Here is a 1,306-nt window from a genome sequence, read left to right on the forward strand (position 1 = left end):
GCCGCCAGCGTTCGTCCTGAGCCAGGATCAAACTCTCCAATAAAGTTTGATTGCTCATTTGTTCAAAAAAATTAACGTTGACGCTTTTGTTTTGTTTAGTTTTCAAAGAACATTTTTTGTTGCTGCCGCTCAGAAGCGACTTTACTAATATAACATCTCGTTAATTGTGATGTCAATATCTTTTTTTGTTTTTTTTTGGAGCGGGTGATGAGAATCGAACTCACGACATCAGCTTGGAAGGCTGAGGTTTTACCACTAAACTACACCCGCTTATATATTATTTTAAAATGGTCGGGAAGACAGGATTTGAACCTGCGACCCCATGGTCCCAAACCATGTGCTCTACCAAGCTGAGCTACTTCCCGTATCATGGGATTGGAGTCAAATTTCGTTTGAAATTAACTGGCGCGCCCGAAAGGAGTCGAACCCATAACCTTCTGATCCGTAGTCAGACGCTCTATCCAATTGAGCTACGGGCGCTAATTAAATCAGCAACTTTTATATAATAACACCATTTAAATATGATTGCAAGTGTTTTTTTTGGTGCGGTCGAGAGGACTCGAACCTCCACGGGGTCTCCCCCACTAGGCCCTCAACCTAGCGCGTCTGCCATTCCGCCACGACCGCATAAAAAAAATAATCATTGGTGCGGGTGAAGGGACTTGAACCCCCACGTCACAAGGACACTAGATCCTAAGTCTAGCGCGTCTGCCAATTCCGCCACACCCGCGTATAAATGGTGAGCCATGGAGGACTCGAACCTCCGACCCTCTGATTAAAAGTCAGATGCTCTACCAACTGAGCTAATGGCTCGTAAACATAAAAGTAAAACTAAAAGATTTTTTCAAAAAACTAGACACCCAAATCCCTACATGTATACTCATGATGTTTTCGATTTGTGCACTGTAGTTTTGTTCCGACGATTACTCGACCGTGCTCTACCAACTGAGCTAATGCCTCATAACATAAAAATTAACAATGGCTGGGCTAGCTGGATTCGAACCAGCGCATGACGGAGTCAAAGTCCGTTGCCTTACCGCTTGGCTATAGCCCAATAATAATTAGATATATTGTTATGGATCTTTGTAATTGAGATGTCCATAAGTAGTATGCTTAATTCTGGTTATTACATACGTAAAACAGTATATAGCTGGCGGTCCCGACGGGAATCGAACCCGCGATCTCCTGCGTGACAGGCAGGCATGTTAACCGCTACACCACGGGACCTAATAATTTATAATAAATGGTGGAGGATGACGGGATCGAACCGCCGACCCCTTGCTTGTAAGGCAAGTGCTCTCCCAGC

8 tRNA genes are annotated in these 1,306 nt (G+C 44.3%); all 8 read right to left on the reverse strand.

Going from position 1 to position 1,306, the window contains the following annotated elements:
* Window positions 1-196: 196 nt before the first annotated feature.
* Window positions 197-270 (reverse strand) — tRNA-Gly (locus SLH52_RS23160).
* An 18-nt stretch (window positions 271-288) separates the two neighbouring features.
* Window positions 289-365, reverse strand: a tRNA-Pro gene (locus SLH52_RS23165).
* 38 nt (window positions 366-403) lie between these two features.
* A tRNA-Arg gene (locus SLH52_RS23170) sits at window positions 404-480 on the reverse strand.
* A 61-nt stretch (window positions 481-541) separates the two neighbouring features.
* Window positions 542-627 (reverse strand) — tRNA-Leu (locus tag SLH52_RS23175).
* Window positions 628-644: 17 nt separating this feature from the next.
* Window positions 645-730 (reverse strand) — tRNA-Leu (locus tag SLH52_RS23180).
* Between the two features lie 7 nt (window positions 731-737).
* Window positions 738-813, reverse strand: a tRNA-Lys gene (locus SLH52_RS23185).
* Between the two features lie 166 nt (window positions 814-979).
* A tRNA-Gln gene (locus SLH52_RS23190) sits at window positions 980-1,054 on the reverse strand.
* A gap of 97 nt (window positions 1,055-1,151) precedes the next feature.
* Window positions 1,152-1,227: transfer RNA gene (locus SLH52_RS23195), tRNA-Asp, on the reverse strand.
* Between the last annotated feature and the right edge of the window lie 79 nt (window positions 1,228-1,306).

It is taken from the genome of Cytobacillus sp. IB215665, from assembly GCF_033963835.1.
GTDB lineage: Bacteria > Bacillota > Bacilli > Bacillales > SM2101 > Nanhaiella.